The sequence below is a fragment of the Nocardia callitridis genome (genome assembly GCF_039543305.1).
In the GTDB taxonomy this organism is placed as follows: domain Bacteria; phylum Actinomycetota; class Actinomycetes; order Mycobacteriales; family Mycobacteriaceae; genus Nocardia; species Nocardia callitridis.
The window spans coordinates 426,239-449,961 of sequence record NZ_BAABJM010000002.1; the positions used below are offsets into that span (position 1 = coordinate 426,239).

At 66.2% G+C, this 23,723-nt stretch carries 24 protein-coding genes; 10 read left to right on the forward strand and 14 right to left on the reverse strand.

The window, feature by feature from the left end:
• Positions 1–27 precede the first annotated feature (27 nt).
• The 3 genes from ABEA50_RS10705 to ABEA50_RS10715 form a co-directional block, all read right to left on the reverse strand.
• On the reverse strand, positions 28–219 hold the full coding sequence (locus tag ABEA50_RS10705) for a ferredoxin (protein ID WP_345495108.1): 192 nt from the start codon (positions 217–219) through the stop codon (positions 28–30).
• 12 nt (positions 220–231) lie between these two features.
• Positions 232–1,419 (reverse strand): cytochrome P450, encoded by a 1,188-nt coding sequence (locus tag ABEA50_RS10710; RefSeq protein ID WP_345495109.1) that lies wholly within the window; start codon positions 1,417–1,419, stop codon positions 232–234.
• Between the two features lie 118 nt (positions 1,420–1,537).
• A complete protein-coding gene (locus ABEA50_RS10715; protein ID WP_345495110.1) occupies positions 1,538–2,179 on the reverse strand; it encodes a TetR/AcrR family transcriptional regulator in 642 nt (213 codons plus the stop codon).
• 178 nt (positions 2,180–2,357) lie between these two features.
• Here ABEA50_RS10715 and ABEA50_RS10720 point away from each other — a divergent pair, with 178 nt between their 5' ends.
• Entirely contained in the window at positions 2,358–2,822 is a 465-nt protein-coding gene (locus tag ABEA50_RS10720; RefSeq protein ID WP_345495111.1) for an RDD family protein, read from the forward strand.
• A 70-nt stretch (positions 2,823–2,892) separates the two neighbouring features.
• Here the strand turns inward: ABEA50_RS10720 and ABEA50_RS10725 are convergent, their stop codons facing one another.
• The gene (locus tag ABEA50_RS10725) at positions 2,893–3,639 is read right to left on the reverse strand and encodes an IclR family transcriptional regulator (protein WP_345495112.1); all 747 of its coding nucleotides are present in this window, start codon (positions 3,637–3,639) and stop codon (positions 2,893–2,895) included.
• Positions 3,640–3,873: 234 nt separating this feature from the next.
• Between ABEA50_RS10725 and dhaK the strand changes: the two genes are divergently transcribed.
• Genes dhaK through ptsP form a run of 3 tightly spaced genes read left to right on the forward strand, consistent with a single transcriptional unit; the run spans position 3,874 to position 7,906 of the window.
• Entirely contained in the window at positions 3,874–4,875 is a 1,002-nt protein-coding gene (gene dhaK / locus ABEA50_RS10730; RefSeq protein ID WP_345495113.1) for a dihydroxyacetone kinase subunit DhaK, read from the forward strand.
• Positions 4,872–5,492, forward strand: coding sequence for a dihydroxyacetone kinase subunit DhaL (dhaL, locus tag ABEA50_RS10735; RefSeq protein WP_425577587.1), 621 nt, complete (start codon positions 4,872–4,874; stop codon positions 5,490–5,492). The genes dhaK and dhaL overlap by 4 nt, the downstream gene beginning before the upstream one ends.
• Positions 5,474–7,906, forward strand: coding sequence for a phosphoenolpyruvate--protein phosphotransferase (gene ptsP, locus ABEA50_RS10740; RefSeq protein ID WP_345495115.1), 2,433 nt, complete (start codon positions 5,474–5,476; stop codon positions 7,904–7,906). Before dhaL ends, ptsP begins: the two co-directional genes overlap by 19 nt.
• A gap of 238 nt (positions 7,907–8,144) precedes the next feature.
• Here the strand turns inward: ptsP and ABEA50_RS30925 are convergent, their stop codons facing one another.
• The 3 genes from ABEA50_RS30925 to ABEA50_RS10755 all read right to left on the reverse strand — a co-directional run bounded on the left by ABEA50_RS30925 (position 8,145) and on the right by ABEA50_RS10755 (position 9,572).
• Positions 8,145–8,516, reverse strand: a complete 372-nt coding sequence (locus tag ABEA50_RS30925; RefSeq protein WP_425577639.1) for a Tn3 family transposase — start codon at positions 8,514–8,516, stop codon at positions 8,145–8,147.
• Positions 8,423–8,908, reverse strand: a complete 486-nt coding sequence (locus ABEA50_RS10750; protein ID WP_345495117.1) for a hypothetical protein — start codon at positions 8,906–8,908, stop codon at positions 8,423–8,425. The genes ABEA50_RS30925 and ABEA50_RS10750 overlap by 94 nt, the downstream gene beginning before the upstream one ends.
• Before the next feature lie 328 nt (positions 8,909–9,236).
• Positions 9,237–9,572, reverse strand: coding sequence for a cupin domain-containing protein (locus tag ABEA50_RS10755; protein ID WP_345495118.1), 336 nt, complete (start codon positions 9,570–9,572; stop codon positions 9,237–9,239).
• A 71-nt stretch (positions 9,573–9,643) separates the two neighbouring features.
• Between ABEA50_RS10755 and ABEA50_RS10760 the strand changes: the two genes are divergently transcribed.
• Both ABEA50_RS10760 and ABEA50_RS10765 read left to right on the forward strand, forming a co-directional pair.
• Entirely contained in the window at positions 9,644–10,579 is a 936-nt protein-coding gene (locus tag ABEA50_RS10760; protein ID WP_345495119.1) for a GlxA family transcriptional regulator, read from the forward strand.
• 206 nt (positions 10,580–10,785) lie between these two features.
• Positions 10,786–11,406, forward strand: coding sequence for a restriction endonuclease (locus tag ABEA50_RS10765; protein ID WP_345495120.1), 621 nt, complete (start codon positions 10,786–10,788; stop codon positions 11,404–11,406).
• 805 nt (positions 11,407–12,211) lie between these two features.
• On the opposite strand, the gene ABEA50_RS10770 is transcribed toward ABEA50_RS10765, so the two are convergent.
• Positions 12,212–13,087, reverse strand: a complete 876-nt coding sequence (locus ABEA50_RS10770; protein WP_345495121.1) for a LysR family transcriptional regulator — start codon at positions 13,085–13,087, stop codon at positions 12,212–12,214.
• Between the two features lie 154 nt (positions 13,088–13,241).
• On the opposite strand from ABEA50_RS10770, the gene ABEA50_RS10775 reads away from it, so the two are divergent.
• Positions 13,242–14,420, forward strand: a complete 1,179-nt coding sequence (locus ABEA50_RS10775) for an MFS transporter (RefSeq protein WP_345495122.1) — start codon at positions 13,242–13,244, stop codon at positions 14,418–14,420.
• Between the two features lie 514 nt (positions 14,421–14,934).
• Here the strand turns inward: ABEA50_RS10775 and ABEA50_RS10780 are convergent.
• Entirely contained in the window at positions 14,935–15,891 is a 957-nt protein-coding gene (locus ABEA50_RS10780; protein ID WP_345495123.1) for a pyridoxal-phosphate dependent enzyme, read from the reverse strand.
• Between the two features lie 81 nt (positions 15,892–15,972).
• On the reverse strand, positions 15,973–16,872 hold the full coding sequence (locus ABEA50_RS10785; RefSeq protein ID WP_345495124.1) for an MBL fold metallo-hydrolase: 900 nt from the start codon (positions 16,870–16,872) through the stop codon (positions 15,973–15,975).
• A gap of 67 nt (positions 16,873–16,939) precedes the next feature.
• On the opposite strand from ABEA50_RS10785, the gene ABEA50_RS10790 reads away from it, so the two are divergent.
• Positions 16,940–17,332: a winged helix-turn-helix transcriptional regulator gene (locus ABEA50_RS10790; RefSeq protein WP_345495125.1), complete on the forward strand. Its 393-nt coding sequence runs from the start codon at positions 16,940–16,942 to the stop codon at positions 17,330–17,332.
• Between the two features lie 736 nt (positions 17,333–18,068).
• Here the strand turns inward: ABEA50_RS10790 and ABEA50_RS10795 are convergent.
• The 3 genes from ABEA50_RS10795 to ABEA50_RS10805 all read right to left on the reverse strand — a co-directional run bounded on the left by ABEA50_RS10795 (position 18,069) and on the right by ABEA50_RS10805 (position 20,497).
• On the reverse strand, positions 18,069–19,163 hold the full coding sequence (locus ABEA50_RS10795; RefSeq protein ID WP_345495126.1) for a mechanosensitive ion channel family protein: 1,095 nt from the start codon (positions 19,161–19,163) through the stop codon (positions 18,069–18,071).
• A gap of 264 nt (positions 19,164–19,427) precedes the next feature.
• Entirely contained in the window at positions 19,428–19,793 is a 366-nt protein-coding gene (locus ABEA50_RS10800; protein WP_345496514.1) for an SDR family NAD(P)-dependent oxidoreductase, read from the reverse strand.
• 107 nt (positions 19,794–19,900) lie between these two features.
• Positions 19,901–20,497: a TetR family transcriptional regulator gene (locus ABEA50_RS10805; protein ID WP_345495127.1), complete on the reverse strand. Its 597-nt coding sequence runs from the start codon at positions 20,495–20,497 to the stop codon at positions 19,901–19,903.
• 105 nt (positions 20,498–20,602) lie between these two features.
• On the opposite strand from ABEA50_RS10805, the gene ABEA50_RS10810 reads away from it, so the two are divergent.
• Positions 20,603–21,535, forward strand: coding sequence for a zinc-binding dehydrogenase (locus ABEA50_RS10810; protein ID WP_345495128.1), 933 nt, complete (start codon positions 20,603–20,605; stop codon positions 21,533–21,535).
• 357 nt (positions 21,536–21,892) lie between these two features.
• Here the strand turns inward: ABEA50_RS10810 and ABEA50_RS10815 are convergent, their stop codons facing one another.
• On the reverse strand, positions 21,893–22,489 hold the full coding sequence (locus tag ABEA50_RS10815) for a TetR-like C-terminal domain-containing protein (protein ID WP_345495129.1): 597 nt from the start codon (positions 22,487–22,489) through the stop codon (positions 21,893–21,895).
• A gap of 94 nt (positions 22,490–22,583) precedes the next feature.
• On the opposite strand from ABEA50_RS10815, the gene ABEA50_RS10820 reads away from it, so the two are divergent.
• Positions 22,584–23,600, forward strand: coding sequence for a hypothetical protein (locus ABEA50_RS10820; RefSeq protein ID WP_345495130.1), 1,017 nt, complete (start codon positions 22,584–22,586; stop codon positions 23,598–23,600).
• Positions 23,601–23,723: the final 123 nt, after the last annotated feature.

Sequence of the window (23,723 nt, forward strand, 5' to 3'; positions counted from 1 at the left end):
CTATGCGTGGTGCGGGCTGTTTCGGAACTACTCGTCGCTGACTTCGATCGCCAGCGCCGGGCAGATCCTGGCGGCTTGGCGGGCGGGTTCGTCATCGGTGACGGCATCGGTGAGCAGGAAGGCGATACCGTCTTCGTCGCGTTGGTCGAACACCTCGGGTGCCGCCATCACGCACTGCCCGGATCCGATGCACTTGTCTTCGTCCAGAAGAACTTTCATGTTTTCTCTCCTTTACCAGGTCACCGGAAGCGCGTGCACGCCGTAAACCACCATGTCGTTCTTGAACCGCACGTCGGCCAGGTCACCCTCGAGCCGCAACGTCGGAATGCGACGGTAGAGCGTGCTGTAGACGACCTGTAGTTCCACCCGTGCCAGCGGCTGCCCCAGGCACTGGTGGATGCCGTAGCCGAAGGCCACGTGATGGCGCGCGTCGCGATGGATGTCGAGTTCGTCGGGTGCGTCGGGGAAGGCGTTCGCATCCCGATTGGCCGCCTCACCCGCGACGATGATGCCTTCTCCTGCCCGGATCAGCTGGCCGCCGACCTCGACGTCTTCGATGGCCACCCGACGTCGGCCGCTGTGCACGATGGTGAGGTAGCGCAGCATTTCCTCGACGGTGGAGCGCACCAGCGCCGGGTCCGGCGAATCACGCAGTTGCGCAAGCTGTTCGGGGTGTTCGAGCAAGGCGAGCGTGCCGAGCGCGATCATGTTCGCGGTGGTCTCGTGCCCGGCGATCAGCAGCAGCAACCCGGTGTCGACCGCCTCGTCGACGGTGAGCTCGCCCTTGGCGACCTGATTGTGGGCGAGCCGACTCAGCACGGTCGAGTCCTCGGGTTCGCCTTGTTTGCGCTGGACCAATGCGCCCAGGTAATCGCGCAATTCCTCGCTGGCCGCGATCGCGATCTCCGGCTTGGTGTTCATCGCGATCAGCGTGCTACTGCACCGCTGGAAGAACTCGTGATCGGTGTAGGGAACTCCGAGCAGTTCGCAGATCACCAAGGACGGAACGGGTAATGCGAAGTCCGAGACCAGGTTCGCCGGTGGGCCCGCCGCGAGCAGATCGTCGATCAGCCCGTCGACGATCTGCTGGATGCGCGGACGCATCGCCTCGACGCGTTTGACCATGAAGTCCCTGGTCAGCATGCGACGCATCACGTCGTGTTCGGGATTGTCCATGGAGATAAAGCTTTTCGACCGTCGCCGCCGCGCCTGGCCGGCCGCTGTGACCGGAAGGTAGCCGGGCTTGTCGGGATCGGCGCTGAAGCGAGGATCGATGAGCACCGAGCGCACGTCCTCGTAGCGGGTGATCAGCCAACCTTGGTCACCGTTCCAGATCCGCACGCGGCTGATGGGCTCGGTCTCCCGCAGTCGACCCAGCTCGGGCGGTGGATTGAACGGGCAGGTGGGAGTGCGTGCCATGGGATAAGTCGGCGGGGCCTGTTGGGACGTGGGCGTCAGAGTGTTGGTCACCGAGCCTCCAAGCAATTCGTTCTGGCCGAACAATCGTTCGGTTACAACGTTGATGGTACGGCGAGTTTCACTGATCGGCACCCGAAAGGAACATCAGACCGATGAGTTCGTCGGCGAAAGCCAGCACGGTCGCGAGATCGTCCTCGGAGTCGGAGGTATGGAACAACGCCACTCGACCGTGGGTGCCGACGAATACCATCTGCGCGGCGCGATCGGGCGACATCCGCAGCGGGTAGCCATTTTTCGCGCATCGCTCGAAGTTCTCCGAGACCGAGGCGAGGATGGGGGTCAGTGAGGCGCTGTCGCGCAGCGCTTTACGCCGGGTGAGCAAGAGCCGATAGTGACTCGGGTTCTCGACCGCGAACCGGCAGTAGGCGTGCATCTGGTCGGTCAGGGCCTGCCTCGCATCGTGCGCCGACCCCGCCTCGCCGAGTGCGTCCGCCAGACGATCGTGGTCGTGCACGACAAGGCCGTCGATCAGCGCCGACTTGTCGGCGAAATGTTCGTAGATGCTCGCGGGAGCGATTCCCGCCGCCCGCGCCACTCCTCGGATGGTCACCGCTTGCTCACCGCCGAGTTCGGAGAGCAATCTGCTGGCCGCGGCCAGGATTTCACCGCGTAATCGGTCGCCCTGGCCGCGCGGATTACGCGTGCGGCCGCCGGACACGGACATATCGGATTGGGGCGTGCGCGCCGCCTTACCGTTCATGATCAGATCCTCGCAGGTCGATCAGTGGTCGAGGTCGGCCGAATCGGCCACGGCTGTGGCCGAACGCGATGGGATAACCCCGACGAAATCGGACATTTGTGAGATCGTAGGACCGCACACGCCACGGACGGCACGACACCTCGTTCAGGTGAGGTCGCCACATACCAGGAGGAGCAACGTGAGCACAGGTGGATTCGACCCGCAACTGGGGACGGCCGCTGGAGTTTCGCCGGGTGGTCTCGGCAAGCGCGCGGCGGCCAGATTCATCGACTGGATCATCGCGGGCATCGTCGGCGGCATCGTGTTCTGGTTACTGAACAAGGCGAACGTACCGGACTGGGTGGGCATCCTTCCCGGTGCCGGATTCGGGTTCCTGTACTTCCTCGTCTTCGAGGTGACCTCAGGATCGACCCCCGGCAAGAAGCTGCTCGGACTGCACGTCAGAGGTGCTGGCGGCGGCGACAAGCCGAATATCAAGGAATCCGCGTTCCGTAACGCCTACATGCTGCTCGCCATCATCCCGTGCGTCGGCCCCGTGCTGTGGTTCATCGGCGCGATCGCGATCGCGGTCACGGTGAGTTCCAGCCCCACCAAGCAGGGGTGGCACGACCAGTTCGCCGGAGGCACCCAGGTAGTCGACTGACGCGACCGCCACGATCGCGGGCCCGGAGCATCTCAGCTCCGGGCCCGCGATCGTTGTGTGGCAGCGGGGTTTACGCCGTGGTCGGCGGAACCGGCCACTGGTTGGACCCCAGCTCGCGGGTGACCGTACGCGCCGCGGTGCGTACCGCCTCGACGGTGGCTTCCGAGGCGGGCCAGTCGGGGGTGGGGATCACGACGCCCACGGCACCGACCACCACGCCCGCTCGATCGAAGATGGCTCCGGCGACACCGGATTCACCGAGTACGGCCTCGTCGCATTCCCGGGCGATCCCCGAGGTGATCGTGGGAGCGAGATGGTCGCGCAGTGCGTCCGTCGAGGTGATCGTCTCGCCCGTCATGCTGCGTAGCGGGCCCTCGGGATGGTCGAGAAACGCCAGCATCGCCTTGCCCAAAGCGCTCGTATGCGAGGGGATTTCGATACCGACCTCGGGCATCTGCCGGCTGCCGTCCGGGCGCGGCTCATGATGAATGATGACGACATCCCCGCCGAAGAGCACACCTACCCTGACCGCGAAACCCGTCGTCTTGGCCAGTTCGTGCGCCCAGGTGAGTGCGCGCGAACGCAGGTCGAGGGTATCGAGATAGACGTTGCCCATCCGCAGTACCGCCGGTCCCAACTGGTAGCGCCCGCCCCCGTGTTCCTGCACGACGACGCCGTGGGTGGCGAGCGTGCGCACGATCCCGTGCACCGTGGTCGAGGCGAGACCGAGCTCCGCCGCGAGCTCGGACAGGGTCATCCGCCGCGCGCCCTGTAGGGCGAACAGGATGCGAACGGCCCGGTCGACGGACTGGATCACGCGGCTCCTCCATCGGAAATCTCGGCAACCCCCGGTCGGGGGTTGTGACTTGCGCTACATCGTCGTAGTCTACGAACATCATTCGACAATGTCGAATGTGTTTCGAAAATCACGGCGCGCGGCTTCGTACGCGTGTCAGACAACCACACTCGTCCACGGCGTGAGGGCGGGCGGTCTCGGCGTCGCGGCATACGACGAGTCCGGCTCGAAACCACCGCAGCACAGGAGAACTCGATGAAGAAGCTGATCAACGACCCGGCCGACCTGGTCGGTGACGCGTTGTCGGGGATCGCCGCCGCCCACCCCGAACTACGGGTGGACCACGAGAACAAGACCGTCCTGCGTGCCGAGGCCCCGAGACCGGGGAAGGTGGGATTGCTCTCGGGGGGCGGCTCCGGCCACGAACCGATGCACGCGGGATTCGTCGGTCTCGGCATGCTCGATGCCGCCTGCGCGGGTGAGGTATTCACCTCCCCGGTGCCCGATCAGATCGTCGCCGCCACGACCGCGGTCGACGCGGGCGCCGGAGTGCTGCACATCGTGAAGAACTACACCGGCGACGTGATGAACTTCGAGATGGCCGCCGAACTCGCCGACCTCGAATCCGGGACCCAGGTCGCCGCCGTGGTGGTGAACGACGATGTGGCGGTGCAGGACAGCCTGTTCACCGCCGGCCGCCGTGGGGTCGGCGCGACCGTCATCGCCGAGAAGCTCGCGGGCGCGGCCGCCGAAGCGGGCCGGTCACTGGCCGAGGTCGCCGAGGTGGCAAGAACGGCGAACGCTCACTCGCGCAGCATGGGCGTCGCACTCACCTCCTGCACGGTTCCCGCGGCGGGACATCCGACCTTCGAGATCGGCGAGAACGAGATGGAGGTGGGCGTCGGCATTCACGGCGAGCCCGGCCGCCGCCGCACGGAGCTCGTCTCGGCGCGCGAAGCCGCCGCGATTCTGGTGGAGCCGATCCTGGCGGACCTGCCATACGAGAAGGGCGACGCGGTGATCTGCTTCGTCAACAGCTTGGGCGCCACACCGCTACTCGAGCTGTATGTCATGTACAACGAGGTCGCCAAGATCCTGGACGCGCACGGTGTCGAGATCGCCCGCAACCTGGTCGGCCCGTACATCACCTCGCTGGATATGGCCGGATGCTCGGTGACCTTGACCAAGGTCGACAACGACCTGTTGAACCTGTGGGATGCGCCGGTGCGTACGCCCGCCCTGCGCTGGGGAGTATGACGATGATCGATCCGAACGAATGGGTTCGTGCGTTCGCCGAGCTGATCGAGCAACACACCGATGAACTGACCGCACTCGACGCCGCGATCGGCGATGCCGACCACGGCAGCAATTTGCGGCGAGGCACCTCGGCCGTGGTCGAGACACTGGCCGACGCCGCACCGGGCTCGGCGGCCGAACAACTCAAACAGGTGGGCATGACGCTGATCAGGACCGTCGGCGGGGCAAGTGGCCCGCTCTACGGGTCCTTCTTCCTCGGCTGCGCGACCGCACTGGGCGACAAGAAACTCGACACCACCGATTTCGCGGCCGCCTTCCGCGGCGGCCTCGACAAGGTCGTCGCGCGCGGCAAGGCAGAACTCGGCGACAAGACGATGTTCGACGCCCTGGCCCCCGCCGCCGACGAACTCGACCGCCGACTGGCCGCGGGGGATTCACTGGCGGCGGCACTGGATGCCGCGACCACCGCCGCCGAGGACGGCTCCGATGCCACCATTCCGATGCTGGCACGCAAAGGCCGCGCCTCCTATCTCGGCGAACGCAGCGTGGGGCACCGCGATCCCGGCGCGGCCAGCGCGGCGCTGTTGGTGCTCGCCGCATGGCGGGCGGCCCAATGATCGGCATCGTGGCGGTCTCGCACAGTCGGTCGCTGGCGACCGCGGCGGTGGGTTTGGCGCAGGAGATGCTGCACGGTGAGTCCGTACGGATCGTCGTCGCGGCCGGACTCGACGAACACACACTCGGCACCGACGCGGTAGCGGTGTCCGAGGCCATCGCGCACGCGGACTCCGGGGACGGCGTTCTGGTCCTGATGGACCTCGGTAGCGCGGTGCTCTCGGCGGAACTCGCGATCGACCTCCTCGAATCTCCGCACGAGGTCCGGCTCTGCGCGGCACCGTTCGTGGAGGGCTTGATCGCGGCCGCGGTCTCCGCCGCCGGCGGCGCCGACCTCGACGAGGCGGCAATCGAAGCGCGGGAAGCGCTGGCGGGCAAGCAGACTCACCTCGGAGTGCCCGTCGCCGCAAGGCCGGACGCCGAGGGCGAGTCCGCCGAGGAATCCGCCGTGAGCGGACGATTCGTCGTCGCCAACACCCACGGGCTGCACGCTCGACCAGCAGCCCGCCTCGTCGCCGAGGTACGGTGGCTACCTGCCTCGGTATACCTGCGCAATCTGACGACGGGCACCGGCCGGGTGTCCGGCAAGAGCCTCAGTCGAGTCGCCGCACTCGGCGCCCTGTGCGGACACGAAATATGCGTCGAGGCAACAGGCCCCGGCGCGGCCGATGCGGTGGACCGACTACTCGAGTTGGCCGCACAGCGCTTCGACGAAACGGACGACTCGACCGATTCGAGTGCCGCCGGGCATCACCTTCCCGAACGCGGCACCGGTCCGTATCCCGCGTCGGACGGCATCGGCATCGGCCCGGTGTGGCGACTGGGCCACGCGGAACTCGTCGTCACCGAAGCACCCTCCGGGCCACCGGAACTGGAGCGTGCCCTCCTCGACAACGCCATCGATGACGTAGCCGACGACATCGAACGCACCCGGGCGAGCGCGGGTGCCGAAGCCGACATCTTCCGCGCACACCTGTTCCTGCTGGAAGACGACGACCTCATCGACGCCGTACATCGCGGCATCCTGGCGGGTCGCTCGGCCGCGGCAGCATGGAACCAGGTGCTGGAATCAGCCGCCGCCGAACTGGATCGGTTGACCGACGAATACCAGCGCGCGCGTGCCGCCGACCTCCGTGCGGTCCGCGATCAGGTACTCGCCGTGCTGCTCGGCCACGGCATCGACATCGTCACACGCCCGGGCGTGCTCGTGTCGTCGGACCTCACACCGGCACAGGCGGCCGGGCTCGACCGCGACATCGTGACGGGAATCGTGCTCGCACAGGGCAGTCCGACCTCGCACAGCGCGATCCTCGCGCGCTCACGGGGAATCCCCGCCGTGGTGGGCGCGGGTGCGGACATCCTGTCAGTGGGCGAGGGCACCGTGATCGCGTTGGACGGGGGAGCGGGCACGGTCGTCGTCGACCCCGATCCGGCAACACTGGCGGAATTCACCGGATTGGCCGACGCACACCGACAACGACGGCGCGACGCCGAGGCGAACGCGTCCGAACCCGCTGTCACCCGTGACGGCCTGACAGTCCAGGTCGCCGCGAATGTCGGCGATGTGGACACCGCCGCCGAATCCGTCCAGGGCGGCGCCGATCTGGCGGGTCTCGTGCGGACCGAATTCCTGTTCCTCGACCGCGAGAGCGCACCTTCGATCGACGAACAGGAACAGGTCTACCGCGCCATCGCCGAACAGTTCGCCGGGCGCCGCATCGTGCTACGCACCCTCGATGTGGGTGGCGACAAACCGCTGCCGTATGTCGCCCAACCCGAGGAAGCCAATCCGTTCCTCGGCGTCCGAGGCATCCGGCTCACACTGGAACGACGAGACCTCCTACGCGACCAACTGACCGCCATCGGCAGAGTAGCCGCCGATCATCCGGTGAGCGTGATGTTCCCGATGATCACGCAACTGGACGAACTGCTCACGGCCCGAGGCGTTCTCGACGAGGTGGTCGCGCCGGAGATTGCCCTGGAGGTGGGCATCATGGTCGAGGTCCCCGCGACGGCGGCCAAAACCGCGACCTTCGCCGAGCACGTCGACTTCTTCAGCATCGGCACCAACGATCTGACCCAATACGCCCTGGCCGCCGAACGCGGCAACGACGCGCTCAATTCCCTCGCCGACCCCCTGGACCCCGGCGTACTCCGACTGATCGCGATGGTGTGCGAGGACGCGGGCTCGGCGCATGTCGCGGTGTGCGGAGAGGCCGCTGCCGATCCGACCGCCGCCGCCGTATTACTCGGACTCGGCGTCGATGAGTTGAGTGTGTCGCCGCCGGCGATCCCGCTGACCAAAGCCCGCGTGCGCGAACTGGATTTGTCGCAGTGCCGCAGGATCGCCGACGAGGCGCTGCGGTGTGCGGACGCCGAGGAGGTGCGCGCCCTCGCTGCGAAAACCCTGGAGTAACAGCGACTTCGCGCGGCAGTTGGCCTAGCCTGCGATGAGGGCAGGCGAGGCCAACTGTTCGTGTTGGTCGCCCTCGACGTGGCGTCCGCGCCGTGACGCGGGCCTCCCGCAGTCAGGGCAGCTGTCCGAGCTGCCTCCCGTGCGTTCGCGATTCGCCCTATGCCGCACCAGCGCAGGAGTCGCGGTGGACAGAAAGTGAGTCGCGCGCCGGGCTCCTGCCGAGGATGCTGGCCGGGCGTCAGTCCGGGCCGCAGTTTCTCACTGACCGTAAGGCCCGGCCGGCGGTCGCGGTCAATGTCGAGGTGGCGGTGTTCCACAGCGCCACGCGGTTCAGCACCAGACCGAGGGCTTCGAGCTGGTCTTCCGTGCCGTTGTAGTAGGTGCGCGTCATTTTGCCTTTGCGACCGTGGAAGATTCGCCGCGCCAGGTCGTGGCGGCCCTCGGTGAGGTTGGCCTGGGCCTTGATCTCGCGGCCCGGATGCTCCTCAACCCCTACTCGGCGTGGGTCTGCGCGATTCAGGCGGTGGCGCTGGTTCGCCGCTCGACGTCGGCGCAGCCGTCCCGGGTGGCGCGGACCGCGGCGGCCAGTGTGACGACCGGCGGCACCCAGGGCGCTTGCTCGGGGGAGAGGAGCCAGCGCACCGAGCCCGTCGACAACCGGGTCGGCGGCAAGGCGAGTGTGGCGCCTTGCGTGTGTACGACCGCCCCGGCCGCATGCAGTGTTGCCACGGCGCCGGGGGCCCTGTCGATCCCCACGACCAGGTGAATGTGCCGACGGCTGCGGCCCGGGATCTCGAGGCAGGGGCCGGAAAGCGCGTTGGCACGCAAGTACCGTTCGACGCCCTCGGCGACGTTGTCGACGAACTCGACGGCACCGATGCGCGCGTCGGTGATCAGACACAGGCCGTTGGTGGTCTCCGCGACCGTCCACCCTCGGTCGCGATAGCCGAGGACGACCTCCGGTGTCGCCGTTGCGGCAAGACTCGGGAATGTCGTAATCACTGCGTCTCCGATCACTGAGCTGAGCAAGGCCGAACCTATGTACGCAGACAGCACACCCGCCAGCACTAAGTGATCCGTTAAAGAAACCTTGCGGCCCTGATCTGGCACGTGCGGCGCTGTCGCGTTCCTCGATCCATGGTCGGTCGCGGCGGACGGCCGACGCGAGGGAGCGGACAGGCCTGTCCGAGGTGTTGCTACCCCCACCCCGCGCAGGCTGCCAGGCGAAAAGTCTCGGATCGGGCTGCCTCGGCTACCACGGCGTGGGCGGCCCTACCGCCCGCCGATCACCAGTCAGCCTGCGCCGAAAGGCCGCTCGTCATCGGCCCCGTCATCCCTCCGGGTAGAACAAGAACAGTGTGCAACCGGTTGTGGTCGCGGGTACGTGCCACGACCCGGCCGGCGCGTGCAGGAAAGTACCGGCCGGGTAGTCGCGTGCACCGTCATCGAAGACTCCCGCGACGACGAAGACCTCTTCGGGGCCCGGCTCGTGCACATCGCGGTGCGGCCACGCCGCGCCGGGGTCCATCTCCAGAATGTTGGCGTGGGCGCCCGACAGGTTCGACCACAGCGGCCGCAGTCGAACACCGGGGAACAGTTCGCGAACGGGCGCGTCAGCCACCGTGACGGCGACATAACCCGGTTGATCGAGGATTTCGGAGAGCATGGTTCTCACCCTGCCGCGCGCCGTGCCAGCCCAACAGTGTCAGAGAAGACGTCAAGGGGTACATTTCTGCCATGCATCGCGTGCTGGCCCTCGTGCGACCGGTGCAGTCGACGTTCGAACTCGGTTGTGCCATGGAGGTATTCGGCACCCGGCGCACGGGAGTGACGCAGCATTACGAGTTCGACGTTTGCACCCAGGAGCCGGGACAGGTGGCGACGTCCGCCGGATACGCGATTTCCGTCGCACACGGCTTGGCGGCCCTCGAGTCGGCGGACACGGTGATCATCCCCGGGTGGACGCCCGTGGAAGCACCGCTGCACAACGATGTGCGCGAAGCGCTTCTCCGCGCACACGGCCGAGGGGCGCGGCTCGTCACGATCTGTTCCGGGGTGTTCGCCTTGGCGCGCACCGGCCTGCTCGACGGACGCTCGACCACCACACACTGGGCGAACGCCGCGCAGCTCGCCCGCGAATTTCCACTGATCCAGGTGGAGCCGGACCGACTTTATATAGACCACGGGGACATAGCCACCAGTGCGGGAGCGGGAGCGGGGATCGACCTGTGCCTGCATCTGGTGCGCAATGATCACGGCGCGGAGCACGCCGCCATCATTGCCAGGCACATGGTGATGCCACCGCAGCGCGACGGTGGTCAGGTGCAATACGTGCCGACACAGCCTCCCTGCGACGCACTCGACGGCCTACTCACCTGGGCGGATGACCGGCTGTCCGCAGAGGTCTCGGTAGCGGAGATGGCCGCGCATCTGAGCATCTCGACGCGCACACTCGCCCGCCGCTTCGCCGACCAACTCGGTACGAGCCCCGGTGCGTGGCTGCTCTCGCGCCGAGTGTCGCGGGCTCGGGTCCTGCTCGAGCAGACCGACCTGTCCGTCGAGTCCATCGCCGCGCGTGTCGGTCTCGGCACCGCGGTCAATCTGCGTCGACGTTTCCACAGTCGAGTCGGCACCACTCCCGGCGCCTATCGGCGGGCGTTCCGCGTGCCCTGACGCTGTCGGCGAGCACCACGCGCATAGCGCCGCACCGGCACTCGCGGCCGTCGAGGCGTTCCTCGGTGCCGGGCTCGGCAACGACTGCGCGCGTATCGATTTCGGCAGAACGTGTCGGTGACCCGGGCTACAGTGTCGTGATCGATCGGTAGCAGGGTGGTCTCGGGTCTGATTCGGGTTCTTATCGTCGAGCAAGGGGGTTGCGCATGGCGCGACGGCGTCGTTCCAACAACGCGGGGTTGGTATGCATGGCGGGCATCGCGGGGGTGATCGTCTTGGCGCCACTATTGCGGTTGGCTCGCGAGAATCTGGCGCTCATCGTCGCGATGGTGGTCGCGATCGTCGTTGCGGTGACGTGCGCGTTGATCAGCCGAAAAGTGTACGTGCGCAGGCAGGTCGAGCGGAAACAAGACCGTCTGCGCGCCGTGCTGCCGTTCCACTCGATGAACGACAAGGAATTCGAGGACGCTGTGGCGTCGCTCTGCCGCGAGGGCGGCTGCCACGACGTGCGGGTGTGTGGCGGCTCGGGGGACCGCGGCGTCGACGTCACCGCGCGCACCCCCGACGGTCGGCGCCTCATCGTCCAGGCCAAGCGCTACCGCATCGGCAACCCCGTCGGCGACAAGGACATGCAGCAGTTCGTGGGTGGCATCAATACCTGGCACGAATACGACATCGCCGTCCTCGTCACGACCTCACGATTCACCCGGCCCGCGCGGGAGACCGCGCAGCGCCTGGGGGTCCGGCTGGTCGACAACGCTCGGTTGGCGGCGTGGAACGTGGGCGCATCGCGACCACCTTGGGACTGGACTTCCGGGGATGTCTGAGTTGGGAACCCTCCGGCGATCTGTCCGTTAACGCTCATAACGGACTTTTCGGGCCGATTTTCATAAATTGATCATCGCCACACCGCGTGTTTCCTGTGAACAGGGTCACGGCATTATCGATGCATCACACCTCTGTGATTTACTGTCGATGGCTTATTTGAACCGACGACCAGCAACTTAAACTCGCGTTCACAATCGGATTACATAACGTTCATATTACGGATCTATCAATGTATGCGGCGGTGTTGCGGCATCGCGGGACCAACACAGTTGATAGGAGCAAGTTATGGGTTCGGTTGACCTGAGTAGCCTCGGCGATCTCTTCAGCGCGTTCGGCAACATCTTCAGCGGCCTGGGTGGCCTGTCGAGCTTCTCCGCTGAGTAGCAGGTAGCCCTGCATATTTGGGGAAACCCAGCAGAGCGGTCCGTCGGATTCGATCCGGCGGACTGTTTGCTTTCTCGCGGCGGTGTGGGTGCGTATGCGATGGACAATAGTTGTTTTACATCACCACATTCCGGACAATGACGATAAATCGGCTTCCGAATAACTATGCGAATTTCGCTCGATCCGAATTCCGCTAATAGACAGCGGGATCCAGTGTTCTAAAATTTGTTCTCCAATTTTCCTGAAGTGCGGTTATTCAAACCTGCTGCCCGCCAACAATTTCAGTATTCCGAGAAGTCCGACCAGATCGTATGAATACGAGAACCGCTCGCCGCGTGCTGATTTCACCGACGCGAAGCTTCTCGACCAAGGCAACGCCTGGCAACCTCGCCGCCGCAACACATTTCGTGGCAAACCCGGTCAGCGCGGTCGCAGCGCCGCGACAAGAGCGCGCGCAGCCGGACTCGCATGCTTACCCCAAACCAGGTATTGCGAGCGTGTCGGCGGGTCGGCCAGGGCAATCTCGCACAGCCCGTCCGACGGCTCGGCGATGCCGGGCGGGATTACCGACACCGCGACGCCCGCGCGCACGAACCGGACCAGGGTGTGGATGTGATCGACCTCGAACACCACCTCGCGCCGCACATCCGCCACCGCGAACGCCTCGTCGGTCTCCGCACGCGCCTGACTGCTGGTGGGGAAGTCGACGAAGGGCTGGTCACGAATATCGGCCAGCGTCAGAATCCGATCGCGACGTGCGGCGAATTCGTGGCTGTCGGCGACCACCAGGCACAGTTGATCGGCCGCCAAGCGCGCACACTCGACGGCATCGGTGACGCGGTAGCTGTCCGGCGCCGCGATCATGGCGACATCGAGCCGATGGGTACGCACCTGCTCCACGAGCGTTTCGCTGAGATCGGTGCTGACCGACACCGCGATCCCCGGATGCTCGACCCGGAAGTTCGCGATCACGCCGATCACATCGACCGCCGTCACCGTCGCAATCATGCCGAGGGCCACCGATCCGCGCAGCAACCCGGTGACCGCGGCGACCTCGTCCTCGGCACGCGCGGCGGCAGCCAACGTGTCGCGCGCGGCGGGCAGAAACGCCGCACCGGCGGCGGTGAGCCGCACGTGCCGGTTGTTGCGCACGAATAGCGCGATGCCCAAGCGCTTTTCGAGCTGAGCGACCTGATGGCTCAGCGCGGACTGCACCACATGACAGCGCTGCGCGGCGCGCGTGAAGCTTCCGGTCTCGGCGATCGCGACCACATAACGCAGCTGCTGCAACTCCATTCAAGCATCGTATATCGCGATCAAATACATGAAGACAATGAGTTGTACTCATACATGCTGCTAGTCGCATGATCAGTACATGCTTGATGCCTCTTCACCCCAAGTCGCGCTGCCCCACAGCGCACCCACAGTGACCCGCCCGATCCTGCTCCTGATGACCATCGCGTCCGGACTGTCCGCCGCCGGAATGTATTTCGCGCAGCCGCTACTGGCCGTCCTACGCGACGCACTGCATATGAGTGCCACCGCAGCCGGACTCACCGTGACCGCCGGCCAGGTCGGCTACGCGATCGGACTCGCACTGCTCGTACCGCTCGGCGACCGCGTCTCACGGCGCGGGCTCGCGGCAGCACTCCTGGCCGCGACATCGTTGTCCTTGCTGGTCGCGGGCTGCGCCCCATCCGGGGCGGTGCTCTTGATCGCGACCGGACTCGCCGCGGCGACGGCGGTGGGCGCGCAGGTACTCGTCCCGTTCGCGGCGGAGCTCAGCGCCCCGGATCACCGGGCGCGCAACATCTCCGTGGTGATGTCCGGGGTGCTGCTCGGTGGGTTGCTCGGGCGGGCCGCCTCGGGCGCGCTGGCCGACACACTGGGATGGCGCACGGTCTATTGGTTCACCGCCGCCGCGCTGGCGATCATGGCGGTTCTCGTAGTGCGCATGCTGCCACGCACAGAGCCGAGCGACCTCCCGCAACCGTCGTTACCGCACTACCTGCGCTCGACCGCGCTGCTGTTGCGAGATCTGCCCGCCTTGCGCCGTCCGGTCGCGGTCGCCGCGGCGACGATGGCAGGATATTCGGTGCAGCTCAGCGCACTGACGATGCTGCTTTCGGAGGCGCCCTACCACTGGGGTCCCGGCCGGATCGGGATGTTCGGGCTCGTCGGTGTCATCGGCCTCGCCTCGATGACCTTCGCCGCGCGCATCGTCGACCGTGGTCATATCCGCACGGTCCTCATCGCCGGTGTCGCACTGGAACTGGTGGCATGGACCGTGATGATCCCCGCCGGTTCCGGACAGCTGAGCTGGCTCGTCGTCGGCATGGTGCTGATCAATCTCGGACAGACCGCCATGCTCAATGCCGCACAGAGCGCCAGCTACGAACTACGGCCGGACGCACGGGGCCGCATCAACGCCGTGTTCATGACCCTCTTCTTCGCGGCGGGAGCAATCGGCTCGGCGGTAACTCCCACCGTGTGGGCCCACGGACACTGGCCAGGCGTGTGCTTCCTCGGCGCCACCACGGCGGGGGTCGCGTTGTTGTTGGCAACGCTGAGGAGCCGACAAGCAGCCACGGCCACCCCGACCACATCTGCGAAGCGTCCTGCTCGGTGAACCCCACTGCCGCAGACCCAGACACGCCGTCTCCGGCAATGCTCTGCTCGGCCCGTTCCGCGAAACGAAACCGCACGATGCCGTAGACCTGCCGCCCACATCGGACCACCCTTGGCCGGCGGATTCGACGACGCTCTCCCGCACATGATCGCCGTGATCAAGCTCGAATAAGGCCCCGAACCGATGTCGAACATCGTCGGCCCGAACCGACTCGACGTCGAAACGGTCCTGGGGACCATTCGCGCTCGGCCCGCAGGTGTGCTGTCCCCGCTGAAGCACTCCCTTGGCCGGAACGGTACGGGCACCAAGCGTGATCGGCCGCAAGGTGTGCTGTCCATGTCGACACTCCGTTGGTCGAACGGTCCCGGGTACTGAGCGTGGGGTCGGCCCGCAGATGTGTCGCCAACGTCGAAACACCCCCCATGGCCGAACGGTCCAGGCAGCCAGCTCGGTCGGCCCGCAGGTGCGCCGTCCGCGTCGAAACACGCCATTGGCTAAACGGTCTGTCGCACGTTCAGCTGAGGGTGTGGGATTCGGGATGTCCGAAAAGCCCTGGGAGCCCGCCGCTGGCGAGGAAGACGGTTCTGTCACCGGGTTGCACTGCCCCGCGCGCGACCTGCGCGATAAGCCCAGCGAGTGCGCGGCCGGTATAGGTGGGATCGAGGATGAGACCTTCGATTCGGGCGGCGAGAGTGAGGGCTTGCGCGGCCGGGGAGGTCAACGTCGGATAGCCCCGCCCGATCTGGTCCTGGTCGATATCGAGACTCGCGGGATCGGCGGGGGAGTCCATCTCGGTGAGGATTTGCGCGACGCGAGCGTGCGGGTCCGAGATCGCACCGGTGTCGATGCCGCGCACGCGCTCCGGTCCCAGCCCGGCGACAAGTCCGGCCATCGTGCCTCCCGAGCCGACCGCGCATACGACGTGGTCGACATCGGATGTTTGCGTCTTGATCTCGTCGGCGGCTACCCGATATCCCTGGGCGCCGACGCCGCTGGATCCGCCGAACGGGATGACCGCCGGACGGTGGCCGTTGACTCGGAGGTCCTCGGCGGTCTGGCGGGCGATGGTAGCGAGAGCGGTAGCCATGTCGCAATCACCGAGTTCGGCAGTGTCGGCCCAGCGGATCTCGGTGCCGAGCAGCGTATCGAGCAGCAGGTTGCCGCGCGATTCGGTAGGCGGCGGTCCGGGGAAGACGAGAACTGAACGCAGCCCCGCACGCGCGGCAGCGGCGGCGGTCAGTCGTGCGTGATTGGACTGTGGTGCGCCAGTGGTGACCAGCACGTCGGCGCCTTCGGCGAGCGCCGCGCCGACGGTCCATTCGAGCTTTCGAACCTTGTTGCCGCCGGCGCCGAGGCCGGTCAGGTCATCTCGCTTGATCCATAGATCGTCTGGTCGCAGGCCGATGGCCACCGCGAGTCGAGGCGCTGGTTCCATCGGGGTCGGCCACGTGGACAGGTGAATTCGCTGCATGGTCGTGTCTTCCGTCGAGAGGTTTGTCTTCGGACCGCGTCGCGGGGGATGGGTTGCCCTGCTTCGCGATTCAACCAGTTGTCATGTGCCGAGAGCTCCGACCCATAGATCGGGGACAAGTCGGTAGCCCTCACCCACCCGCCGGACGAGGGTGACCCCGGGAAACTCGGTGTGGGCGCCCGCAATCCGGAATCCGGCGCGGTCGGCCGCAGCGAACAATCGCCTGCGCGCGTGCACAGCGGCGTCGGGGTCGACATCGAAGACCACGCTGGCGTCGGGGCGGGGGCCCTGTACCGCGGGAACGTGCACGATGTCGCCGACGACGAGGATCGCGTCGACTCCTGCACCGACCCGGTAGCCGCTATGCCCTGGAGTGTGCCCGGTCAGCGGGACAGCGGTGATGCCAGGCGCGATATCTTGCTCATGGTCGAAGGTCCGCAGGCGGTTTCGGTAGGGCGCCAGCGCAGCGGCGGCGCCGCGGCGGGTCACCGCAGGTGCCCACGGCGGGTCGTCGTCGGACGGTACCTCGGCAGCACCGTCGAGCCAGTAATCGACCTCGGCGGCGTGAACGACCACCTCCGCGTTCGGAAATCGCGCCGCACCGTCTCGATCGATCAGACCGGCGCAGTGATCGAGGTGGAGATGGGTCAGCAACACCGTCCCCACCTCCTCGGCACCGACGCCGATCGAGGACAGCGCCCATGGCAGGTGACCCATGGTCGAGCCCCAGCCGTCTCCCATACCCGCGTCGATCAGTACGGGGGCGTGGTCGGGACCGCGCACCACATACATGTTGTGCGAGATCCGGGGTTCGGTCGTCCGGTATGCGGCGCGCTGCAGACCGCCGGCTTCCGAGTGATCGAAGCTGGGGAAGACCGTGAGGTCGGTTTGGTAGTAGCCATCGCTGACCGACGTGAATATCTGGCGCCCAACGGGCCAGTGCACTGCGCTGGTGTAGGGGATGGGACTCGTAGAAGGCATGCAGTCATGGTATCTATTGGATACTTGATGTTAAATAGACACTATGACGTTACCAGGTATCCCGGAGGTGACCACCGAGCCGCCTCCCGTATCCATGTCGGCATTACACCGCGATTGCCCTGCGCGACTGCTGCTCGATCAGATCGCGGACAAGTGGACCGTGCTGGTGATCTGCGTACTGGACGAGGGGCCCAGCCGTTTCAACGAACTGCGCCGCCGCGTCGATGGGGTATCCCAGAAGGTGTTGACCAGCACGCTGCGCGGACTCGAACGTAACGGGATGGTCGAACGCCTCGTGGCAACGAGCGGACCCGTCGCGGTCACCTATCGACTAACCCCGCTGGGCACGACACTTTACGAACCGATGCTCGCACTGTACGGGTGGACCATTCGGCACATAGAAACTGTCGTCGATGCGCAGGATCGATTTGACCGGCAGTCCGAAAACGTAACTCACTGAAGGCATCTCGCCTGGATCTCTCGGCACGGACGGGTGATATGGACGTGTCATGTTCAGGCCGCCGTGCCCTCGGACGCAGACAGGGCGCCGGTGGGGTGCTGCGTCGGCGCGGCGGACCCGCAGGCGGGCCGGAGACGCGATTCGGATCGAGGAAGGTTTACGAGGGCGATCGATCATCGAGTCCGCGAAGGGAGTTCGATGCAGTCAATGCACGCTAGCGTGGCGGCTCTGACTCTGGCGGGCGTGACGTTGCCGAGACAGGGGTACGGCGGCGACGCGTGCGTGCGTGCGCGGGTGAGGGTAGGCGTCGACCCGTTTACTTTACATAATGTCAATTATCGGCGTAGTAAACCGGGCGCGCGGAGCGGGTGTTTTGTGTTTGCTCGCCGACTGTCTTGTCGGGTCTCTGCAAACCCATCCGGCTGCAGTTCCTTCCCCTCGGCGGCCTGACATTCTGCGTGCGAAGTTTGGGTACGACAAAAGGTTTTCAGGCAATGTCGGCTGGTGAGTTTTATGCATAGTTCTGCATGAAATCGTTGGCGCGGATGAAACTTTGGCGATCAGTCGTTTCGGCCGATCGATCTCACCACCCCCTGGTCCACCTCCCCTAGTGCCTTGGCGGGATCCTTCCCTATTTCGTCACTGTGACGTTTTGCCTGCTGGTGTCCACACCAAACGTCAGCTTCGAGTCTGTCGCGCACAGGGATTCGCTTGATCTCGACCGTGTGCTCGGTGCTCAGTCCGAGGCGTTCCGGTAGCCGTTGACCGATCCAGCCATCGCCGGTGTTCGATGCTCGAGGGTCGGTGCGGTAGCGGTGGCGACCTTCGGTAGTGCGTAGGGGTGGGTGCGGCCGAGCCAGGTGAGGAGTTCTTCGCGGACAGCGCATCGCAGGGTCCAGACGTCGTCGGGGTTTCGGGCCGACATCGAGGCGCGGACGATGATGCTGGTGGGTGTGCTGTCGGTGACGAGGAGGTTCCAGTTGCGGTGGTCCCAGTCTTTGCGTCGCTGGAGATAGTCGCGGAGGTGCTCGCGGAGTTCCTGAACGGGGGTGCTGTGGTCGAGGTGGAGGTAGACGGTTCCGGTGATTTGGGAGCCGCCTTTGGACCAGTTCTCGTAGGGCTTGCTGTTGAAGTAGGACACCGGCATGGTCAGGCGGCGATCGTCCCAGATGCGCACGGTCAGGAAGGTCAGGGTGATTTCCTCGACCGTGCCCCATTCGTCTTCGACCACGACGGTGTCGCCGATCTTCACCGAATCGCCGAACGCGATTTGCAGGCCCGCCATGAGGTTGCCCAGGGTCGACTGGGCGGCGACGCCGGCGATAACGCCGATGACACCGGCCGAGGCGAGCAGTGAGGTGCCGAGGACGCGCAGGTTGGGGAACAGCAGCAGGATCGCCACCGCGGCGGTGCTCAGTGCGAGCAGCACGGTCACGATGCGGCGCACGAGTGCCAACTGAGTGTTGAGTTGGCGCACCTTGGCGGTGTCGGCTGTGCGGTCGGCGTATTTGTGCAGGGTGTTTTCGGCGGTCGCGTCGACGACACGGACCGCGACCCATGCCGCGGACATGATGGCGACGGCCGCGAGCACATTCCTGACCACTTCTTGTTGCGCGAAGTGCAATTGTGCCAACGGAAAGGTGTTGTGCAGGGCGGCGGAGGCGAGTAGCACCTGCAAGGGCAGTTGGACTCGGCGCAGCAGGCCGGGCAGTCGGGTTTTCGGGTGGGTGTCGGAGCTGTAGCGCAGGAGGCGGTCGATCAGCAGCCCGATCAAGACGGTCACCGCGAGGGTTCCGCCGAGAACGATCAGGGGCCGTAGTACATCCTCCACGGTGTCGAGCTCCTTGCCTTGGTCGTCGGGGTATCTCCGACGCCAGGCTACAGTTCGATAACGGACCATCTGGTCGCCCGAATGTCCCCACCCGGTGCGGGCCGGTCCCCCGTCTGTGTGTTGACCGGTGGTACGGCTGCCAGCAGACGGGTGACGTGCACGGTGGGCGATGCGGCTGCGAGGTCTGTGTGACCAGTGTCGCATGCCGAGGTCACCACAAACTCGGCAAGCGCATCGCAGGGCCCGGGACCCGCGGGCGTCCCGCTACGGGTTTGCGCGTGGGCGACGCGCGGGGAACGGCAGCCCCGCGGTGTTCGCGGTCGCTCCCCCGTCGACGGGAATGATCGCGCCCGACAGATAGGTGGCCGAGGGTGAGACGGCGAAGGCGATGACGGCGGCGATCTCGGCGCGGGTGGCGAAGCGTTGTTGCGGGGTGGCCATGCGGTGGTGCTCATCGAATTCGTCGAGGATGCCGGCCATCATGCCTGTGTCGGTGGCGCCGGGGCAGACACAGTTCACGCGGATGCCGTAGCGGCTGTAGTCGGTGGCCCAGCTGCGGGTGAGTGCGACGACGGCGCCTTTGGTGGCGGTGTAGGCGTCTGCCCATGGCATGGCGGAGATGCCCGCGATGCCACGGGAAGTGTGCTCGCGGTGGGTGTTTACACGGCGGTCGCGGCGCTGGTGGGTGTGCTCGCCACCGTGGCGCTCGGGCCCGACCCGGTGGAGAAGGCGGCGCGCTAGACCCGTAGGCGCAGGCTGGTGTCCATTGCGGCGAAGGCGCGGCGGGTCGCCTCGCGGAGATCCTCCGGTGTGTGGGGGGCGTGCCATTCTTCCAGGGCGCACCGCCAGGTGGCGACACAGAATTCGAGGACGAGTCGTAGTTCGAGGCTGTCGGGGGCGGTGAGTCGCCGCGTGATCTCGGACCGCATCTGGGCACAGTGGCGCAGGGTGTGGCCGTTGAGGGCGGGTGATTGGTCGACCAGTTCGAGGGTGCGGGGAAAGCGTTGGTACCAGCTGTCATCCATGCGGTCGAGGGTGGTGAGCATGGTGTCGCGGAAGAGTTCGGTGAGTGGTCCGGACTGCTCGGATTCGTCGAAGACGACGAGGAATTCGTTCCAGAGGTGGGTGACGGCGGTGAGGGCGACGTCCTCTTTGGAGCGGTAGTTGCGGAAGAACGTCCGCCGCGATACCTCGACGACTTCGAGGAGTGCGTCGAGGGGGGTGTTGTCGAATCCGCGTTCGCTGAAGAGGATGACGGCGGTATCGGCCAGGGCCGCACGGGTGCGCAGTTTTTTGCGTTCGCGCAGCGTGCCGGGTTGGTCGACGGTGGTCATGCGCCCAGAGTAGCGTTTTCGCGCCACCGATGCATATGCTTCAATGGAGCAAATGCCACAGTGTGGCAGTTTTCGCTTCGACGTCTGATTGAAGGAGTTTCGACTGTGCGCGCCCTAGTTGTCGACCACACCGCCCCCGCCCACCTCGCGCTGGCCGAGGTTCCCGACCCGGTACCGAATCCCGGTGAGTCCCTGGTGCGGGTGAGCGCGGTATCGCTGAACTACGGCGAGGTCAAGGGGGCGACCGACCCACAGGTCCCCGCTGGCACGGTCGTCGGCTGGGACGCGGTGGGCGAAGTGGTGCGAGCCGCCGCGGACGGAACCGGCCCGGCGGTGGGTGCCAAGGTCGTCACCGTCGGCGAACAAGGGTGGGCCGAACTGCGTGCTGTTCGGACCGCTCGACTCGGGATCGTGCCCGACGGCGCCGACCTCGGCGCGGTGAGCACCATTCCGGTCGCCGCATTGACCGCACTGCATGTGCTGCGACGCATGGGGCAGGTACTCGGCAAACGAGTGCTGATCACTGGAGCCTCCGGTGGCGTCGGCCGGTACGCCGTGCAGTTGGCCGCACGCGCAGGAGCCGAGGTCGTCGCGATCAGCCGAAACCCCGCGCACGCAGACGAACTCCGTTCACTGGGCGCACACGAGGTCCGCACCGACCCCGCGAGCGTGGACCGGCCGGTGTACGGGGTGCTCGACAATGTCGGCGGCCGGCAGATGGTCGACGCCTTCGCCGCCGTGCAGGCCGAGGGTGTACTGATCAGCGTCGGGAGGTCAGCGGAAGCCGAGGCGGTTTTTCCGGCCGAGGCGTTCACACCCACCGACGGTCGCCACGACCGAGCCATCCGCACCTTCTTCCTGTTCGGCGACCCCACCACCGATTTCTCCGCCGACCTCACCTGGCTCGCCACCCAGGTCGCCCTCGGAAGCCTCGACCCCGGCATCAGCTGGCGCGGTTCGTGGACCCGCTACGACGAAGCCAGCAGCGCGTTGCTCGAAGCTCGCCTGCACGGTAAAGCCGTCCTCGAACTCGACTGACCTGCCGAAGTCGCCGTCCCCGGCGGCAAGCGCAAACCGGCCCCACTGGCGGAGACACGATAATCCCCACGGGGGACGGTAGATCATTCCGGGCTGCGGGCTCGGGCGCGGTGAGATGATGCAGGTATCCCCGAGTGGCGGAGACCAATTCGCCGCCTATACATAGCTAGACGCGCGACGGGAGCCGATCGGTTCCCATCCAGGTCGACTCGCGATCTGGATGCTCGCCGAACAAAAAGCGCGGCGGCGCGACCGAGCAGCACCCGTTGATCCGTTGTTCGGGATCGGGATCGGGATCACGGAGTCTGCGGCGCGCAGGGTCCCTCGTGATCGGAATCGGTTGTGCTGGAACAGCTGTCAGGCCTGGTGGCCGCGAATGAGCGGCAGGTACACCGTGTCGATGATCTCTACCAGGACGTCGTCGGGCACGGTGGACACACCGCGGGTGACGAATTCATTGCGCAGCAGGTCTATTGGGACCGCGGCGACGCGGGGTCGGCGTGCGGCCGCGGGAGCCTGCCCGCGTGTGATGGCTCGGTCGAGGATGGTGAGCCACGGCTGCGCTCCTGCGTCCGGTGCTTGTTCACGCAGCCGGGTGAGCAGTGTTGGGTCGTCGGCGAGTTCGGCGAGCAGGCTGCGCAGGATCTCGCCGAGTGGTGAGGCGAGGTGAGAGTTGGCGCGCCGCAATAACTCCAGTGCGTCCGTGCGCAGGTCGTCGGTGTCGGGAAGGTCGAGGGTGGTCGCGGTGAGCTGGGCGTAGGCGGCGACCCCGAGGGCTGTCCGGTTGGGCCAGCGGCGGTAGATGGCGTTCTTGTTCGTGCGGGCGCGAGCGGCGACGGCGTCCATGGTCATGCCGGGATAGCCGGATTCGAGCAGTTCGTCCACGGCGGCGCGCAGAATGGCCTGCTCGAGGACGGCGCCGCGACGGCGGGTGACACGCTCGGGTTCGCTCATAACGGTACTCACCGTACCTTGCGAAGACTTCCTATGCCTCGCTACGCTTTATCAATAAGGTACGTACCGTGCCTTATTGGTTGAGGAGGTACCGATGCGCGCACTCGGCGTGTGCTACGACACCGGATTTGTCCATCGCGGCAACAGCACGCACGAACCGTTCGACCCGGACGCCGTGCTGCGCGATATGCGAGCCATCCGCCGCGATCTGCACTGCGACGCGGTGCGGATCACGGGCGGATACGTGGACCGGCTGAAGCAAGCGGCGACGCTGGCCGCCGATGTCGGTCTCGAGGTGTGGCTCTGCCCGTTCGTCAACGGTGTCACCCAGGAACACCTGCTCGAACTCGTCGCCGACCTCGCGGAATTCGCCGAGCGCCTGCGAACGGGTGGCGCGAACGTGGTGCTCGCCGTCGGCTCCGAACTGAGCCTGTTCGTGGACGGCTTCCTCCCCGGTGCCGACTTCGAGCAGCGCGCCGCCGCTCTGGTCACTCCCGAGGGTCGAGCGGCGATGGCCGACCTACCGATCGTGTTCAACGAATTCCTCGGCCGCGCCTCCGCGATCGCGCGCGAGCGCTTCCGCGGCAGGCTCACCTACTGTTGCCTGCCCTTCGAGCAGGTGGACTGGGAACCGTTCGACCTGCTCGCCACGGATGCCGGATATCGTTCGGCCGCACTGATCGACAGTTACCCAGAACTGATGCGCACCTATGTCGCCGAGGGTGCGAAGCTCGAAAAGCCGGTGGCTGTCACCGAATTCGGTTGCGTTACCTACCGCGGTGCGGCCGACAAAGCAGATCGCGGTGTCGATGTCGTGCACTGGGACACCGACACCGCTACCCCGCTGCGGCTGAACGGAACTTACGCGCGCGATGAACAGGCGCAGGCCGCCCACCTGCTCGAAATGCTGGACATCCTGGACGAAGCCGGGATCGACACCGCCTTCTGGTACTGCTTCTCCCGCCCCGACCTCGTCCACCGCGACGACCCCGCCCTCGATCTCGACCTTGCCAGCGGCGGCCTGGTGAAAGTGTTCGACAGCATCGACGGCGCCGCCAAAACCTGGGCACCGAAGCTGGCCTTCACCGCATTGGCGAATCGCAGCCGCTGACCGGGCGAGCACGAACGATCCGGCTGCGCCTTTGTCCACGATCCCTCTGCGACTGCGCGGGCGTGGGGCGTTGCGACCTGCGCTGGTATCGGCGAATCGTGGTTGGGTAGCGCGCGATACGGC

What these genes read in the sequence shown, in the direction of transcription:
- ABEA50_RS10710 (WP_345495109.1), bottom strand. Translation starts at nt 1,419, where the DNA reads ATGGCACGCACTCCCACCTGCCCGTTCAATCCACCGCCCGAGCTGGGT.
- ABEA50_RS10775 (WP_345495122.1), top strand. Translation starts at nt 13,242, where the DNA reads ATGACCATCGCGTCCGGACTGTCCGCCGCCGGAATGTATTTCGCGCAG.
- ABEA50_RS10820 (WP_345495130.1), top strand. Translation starts at nt 22,584, where the DNA reads ATGCGCGCACTCGGCGTGTGCTACGACACCGGATTTGTCCATCGCGGC.
- ABEA50_RS10760 (WP_345495119.1), top strand. Translation starts at nt 9,644, where the DNA reads ATGCATCGCGTGCTGGCCCTCGTGCGACCGGTGCAGTCGACGTTCGAA.
- ABEA50_RS10705 (WP_345495108.1), bottom strand. Translation starts at nt 219, where the DNA reads ATGAAAGTTCTTCTGGACGAAGACAAGTGCATCGGATCCGGGCAGTGC.
- ABEA50_RS10765 (WP_345495120.1), top strand. Translation starts at nt 10,786, where the DNA reads ATGGCGCGACGGCGTCGTTCCAACAACGCGGGGTTGGTATGCATGGCG.
- ABEA50_RS10770 (WP_345495121.1), bottom strand. Translation starts at nt 13,087, where the DNA reads ATGGAGTTGCAGCAGCTGCGTTATGTGGTCGCGATCGCCGAGACCGGA.
- dhaL (WP_425577587.1), top strand. Translation starts at nt 4,872, where the DNA reads ATGACGATGATCGATCCGAACGAATGGGTTCGTGCGTTCGCCGAGCTG.
- ABEA50_RS10815 (WP_345495129.1), bottom strand. Translation starts at nt 22,489, where the DNA reads ATGAGCGAACCCGAGCGTGTCACCCGCCGTCGCGGCGCCGTCCTCGAG.
- ABEA50_RS10755 (WP_345495118.1), bottom strand. Translation starts at nt 9,572, where the DNA reads ATGCTCTCCGAAATCCTCGATCAACCGGGTTATGTCGCCGTCACGGTG.
- ABEA50_RS10805 (WP_345495127.1), bottom strand. Translation starts at nt 20,497, where the DNA reads ATGACCACCGTCGACCAACCCGGCACGCTGCGCGAACGCAAAAAACTG.
- ABEA50_RS10780 (WP_345495123.1), bottom strand. Translation starts at nt 15,891, where the DNA reads ATGCAGCGAATTCACCTGTCCACGTGGCCGACCCCGATGGAACCAGCG.
- ABEA50_RS10785 (WP_345495124.1), bottom strand. Translation starts at nt 16,872, where the DNA reads ATGCCTTCTACGAGTCCCATCCCCTACACCAGCGCAGTGCACTGGCCC.
- ABEA50_RS10715 (WP_345495110.1), bottom strand. Translation starts at nt 2,179, where the DNA reads ATGAACGGTAAGGCGGCGCGCACGCCCCAATCCGATATGTCCGTGTCC.
- dhaK (WP_345495113.1), top strand. Translation starts at nt 3,874, where the DNA reads ATGAAGAAGCTGATCAACGACCCGGCCGACCTGGTCGGTGACGCGTTG.
- ptsP (WP_345495115.1), top strand. Translation starts at nt 5,474, where the DNA reads ATGGCGGGCGGCCCAATGATCGGCATCGTGGCGGTCTCGCACAGTCGG.